General features: G+C 32.6%; 3 protein-coding genes and 1 tRNA gene. 3 read left to right on the forward strand and 1 reads right to left on the reverse strand.

From position 1 onward, the window contains the following. Window positions 1-148 precede the first annotated feature (148 nt). On the forward strand, window positions 149-1,531 hold the full coding sequence (gene rho / locus Q0U66_RS05560) for a transcription termination factor Rho (RefSeq protein WP_297378481.1): 1,383 nt from the start codon (window positions 149-151) through the stop codon (window positions 1,529-1,531). A 295-nt stretch (window positions 1,532-1,826) separates the two neighbouring features. On the opposite strand, the gene Q0U66_RS05565 is transcribed toward rho, so the two are convergent. Next, window positions 1,827-2,471, reverse strand: coding sequence for an HAD-IA family hydrolase (locus Q0U66_RS05565; RefSeq protein ID WP_297378484.1), 645 nt, complete (start codon window positions 2,469-2,471; stop codon window positions 1,827-1,829). Window positions 2,472-2,598: 127 nt separating this feature from the next. Here Q0U66_RS05565 and Q0U66_RS05570 point away from each other — a divergent pair, with 127 nt between their 5' ends. Both Q0U66_RS05570 and Q0U66_RS05575 read left to right on the forward strand, forming a co-directional pair. Next, a complete protein-coding gene (locus tag Q0U66_RS05570) occupies window positions 2,599-3,648 on the forward strand; it encodes a rod shape-determining protein (protein WP_297378487.1) in 1,050 nt (349 codons plus the stop codon). Window positions 3,649-3,741: 93 nt separating this feature from the next. Further along, window positions 3,742-3,818 (forward strand) — tRNA-Pro (locus tag Q0U66_RS05575). Window positions 3,819-4,086: the final 268 nt, after the last annotated feature.

The following is a 4,086-nucleotide window of genomic DNA, read 5'->3' on the forward strand; positions in this document are numbered from 1 at the left end:
AGAGAAAAAGTAGAAATCTTCGGTTCAGCAAACAAAGCTTAATTTGATTAAAGATTAGATGTGTAAGACTCATGTTTTACACATCTTTTTTTATTCTTTCTTTATTTGTGATAAAGTATATATAAGATAAAAAAATAAAGGAGATAGTGTGGAAAACTATAATGATATGAAGCTTTCTGAGCTTAAAGAAATAGCCAAGGATATGGGGATTAAATCCATATCAAAATATAATAAAGCAGAATTAATAAGTGTAATAAAAGCCCAAGAAAATTCAGCTTTCAATGAAAATAACAATTTTAAAAAATCAGACGATTCTAAAAGTTCAACATCTAATAATTCTAATTCTAAATATGACCATAATAAAGAAAATAAGGAAAAATCAAATAATGAAACCAAAGAAATTGAAGGTTTGCTAGAGGTTTTACCAGATGGTTATGGATTTATTCGTACTGAAAACTTTAACTCTGGAGATGATGATGTTTTTGTTTCACCAGTTCAAATTAGAAGATTTAAGTTGAAAACGGGTGACCATATTAGGGGGTTGATTAGACCAAGTTTAAATGAAAATGAAAAACATCCTCCGCTTATATATGTAAATGCTATAAACAACCATGGACCTGAAAATGCCTATAAGAGAAGAAACTTTGAAGATTTAAGACCTATTTATCCAAAAAATAAATTGGATTTAATTGATAGTAAAAATAATATTACAAATAGACTTATTTCTTTAGCATCTCCTATAGGTAAGGGACAAAGAGGACTTATAGTTGCTCCACCTAAAACAGGTAAGACCAATATTATAAAGTCCTTGGCAAATGCAATAGAAAAGAACCATCCTGAAGTGAAAATATTTATTTTACTTATTGATGAAAGACCTGAAGAAGTTACTGATATAGAAAGATCAGTAAACAAATATACCCAAGATAGGCCTGAATCAATGAAGACAGAGGTGGTTGCTTCAACCTTTGATGAACAATTGGAACACCATGCCAGGGTAACAGAAATGACCCTAGAAAGAGCTAAGAGGCTGGTAGAGGAAGGTAGAGATGTGGTAATATTGCTAGACTCTATAACGAGAATGGCAAGAGCCTACAATGTCTTGACCCCGTCATCTGGTAAAACCTTGTCTGGTGGTTTAGATCCACTGGCTCTTCATAATCCTAAGAGATTTTTTGGTGCTGCAAGAAATATAGAGGAGGGGGGTTCCCTAACTATAATTGCAACCTGTTTGTTAGATACAGGTTCAAGAATGGATGATATGATTTATGAAGAATTTAAGGGAACTGGTAATATGGAGTTACACCTAGATAGGAGTCTAGCCCAATTATCAATTTATCCAGCTATAGATATTGTCCAATCTGGAACAAGACGTGATGAGTTGTTGTTAACAAAAGAGGAAAGAGAAGCCTTTGTAAAAGTAAGAAGAATGTTTAAAGACACAAGAGTTGATCAAAGTTTACAACAAATATTAAAACTATTTAAGAATACTGATGAAAATAAGGACCTAATTGAAACTATTAAAAATATTTAATATTTTCCGAAAATGAAAACATGAAAACAATTTCTTAGGAAATACTGATAAATAACAGTAGTATCCTAATCTCAAATAAAGATGAGTATAAAGCTTATAATTTATTTTCTAAAAATGATAAAATGTCCTTGACAATGTTTTCATAGTGTTATATTATTTAATCGTAAAAGATAGATATTTTAAGACTGGCACAAAATTGTTTATTCTTTTTCATCATAATTAACTCCAAAAAAAGCAGCCTGGCTGCTTTTTTATTTTAAAATAAAAATGGCCTCTAAAATTTAGAGGCTATAAGCTATTTAATCATCTTATCTTCTACTTGACTAAAGTCTTCAATAAAATAGTCTGCAATTTTTTTGTTTTCTTCTCTTTCTGTCATATTTTCATCATAGACAGCAATGGTTGTAAAACCTGCTTCATTGGCTAGTTCTGTAGCATATCTAGCATCGTCAAAAAATACAATATTTTCTGGGTCTACACCAGTTTTTTCTACAATAGCTTGATAGTACCTAATATCGCTCTTGCTGTAGCCAAGGGTATCAGGTGTGAATAGTTCTTTCAAAAATCCATCTAAATTATTTGATTCGATTCCTATTTTTGCATACCTATGATCAGTTGCTGTAGCAAGGTACATGTCATATCCCATATCATGCCATTCTTTCAATTTGTCATATACTGAAGGTTTGCAAGCGTCAGAGTCGGAATATTCTTTTATAAGGTGGTCGTGAAGATATCTTAAAATTTTACCCTTAGCCATATGACCAAATTCTTCCTCTATATTTTCATATATATAATGAATCATAGAATCTTCTTCGGCCATGAATTCATCTAGATTATCAACCTGGTCCAAGTTAGCTTTTAGGTCTTCGTAGATTCTTTTCCACATACCCATTGAGTCTAAAAGTGTTCCATCCATATCAAATACTAATGTCTTTTTCATAAAATTTCCTTTCTTTTAGTTAACTCCAGTCCATAAATTATACACCAAAATAAATATTTCTTCTATGGTCTTTTATGGTATAATTTTTATACATAAAAGAGTAAATTAGTTAATTTTTGAGGATATTATGAATATAAGAAAAAGAATTGCAATAGATTTAGGGACAACTTCAGTTTTGGTTTATTCTAGAGTTCATGGAGTTATATTAAACGAACCATCTGTAGTTGCAGTAAACACATTTACCGATGAAGTCGTTGCTGTAGGGGAAAAAGCCAAGGAAATGCTTGGTAGGACTCCAGGCCACATAGTTGCAGTAAGACCATTAGAAGACGGTGTTATCACAAATTATGAAGCAACAGAAAAAATGTTAAAATATTTTATTAAAGAATCAATAGGGACAACACTTTTCAGACCAGATTTAATCATTTGTGTACCTTCAGGTGCTAACCAGGTGCAAATGAGGGCTGTAAAACAAGCCGGTATAAAGGCTGGTGCCAATGAAGTTCACCTTATAGAAGAACCTTTAGCTGCAGCTATAGGTTGTGGAATTGAAATTGGTGATGCTAGGGGATCTATGATAATAGATATCGGTGGTGGTACATCTGATATTGCAGTAATTGCAAGGGGTGGAATAGTTACTTCTGCTTCCTTGAGAACTGCTGGTGACCAGGCTGATAAAGACATAATTGATTATATAAGGTCTACTAGAAATGTAATTATTGGTGAAAAAACAGCTGAAAAAGTTAAGAAGAATCTGGGATCTATAGAGTCAGACTTGACTGAATTTACAGTTAAGGGTAGAAATATTTCTACAGGTCTTCCAGAAGAAGTTAGCTTAAACTTAGATGATGTTGATGAAGCCCTAGATAATATGCTTACAGAAATAGCTAATGGTGCTAAACAAGTTTTATCTACTACACCACCAGAATTAGTTTCAGACCTATATGAAAGTGGGGTAACATTAACAGGTGGGGGAGCCTTAATCAGAGGTATGAAGGAAAAAATCCAAGGCTTAATTAAAATTCCTGTTAATATTGCAGATGATCCTATTTCATCAGTTGTAAAGGGAACAGGTAAGTCCTTAAACTGGATAAACAAACTAGCAGTTGCAGAAGATAGTAAGCTTGAACTTTCCAGAAGAATAATGGAAAATAAAGAGAAATTAAGAAGAAGATAAAAGTGGTCAGAGGATATAAATTATCCTCTGACTAAAATACTTTTAATTTCCCTTGACATTTATTTTTTAATGTCCTATAATAATATTTGTCGTCGGAGTGTGGCTCAGCTTGGTAGAGCACTCGGTTTGGGACCGAGGGGTCGGAGGTTCGAATCCTCTCACTCCGACCAGTATATAATGTAAACGGCTAGAAATAGCCGTTTATTTTTTATTGATACTAATTTGATACTAAAAGTTTTTTTACTCCTATTTATAGGGGTTATTTAGTACCATAAATAGTGTAAGAGAGAAAGTAATTTCAATCTTGCACTATTTTTGTATAATGAAAGAGTAGTATGACGAAGGGGTTTTAGGGTTAAAATATCCGTCACAAAAACTGTCATCTACCTCTTCATTATTCATATTCGGTTAAGCAGGTTGGGCAAAACGTCCGTGTCA

Source organism: uncultured Helcococcus sp., from assembly GCF_946998255.1.
GTDB lineage: Bacteria > Bacillota > Clostridia > Tissierellales > Peptoniphilaceae > Helcococcus.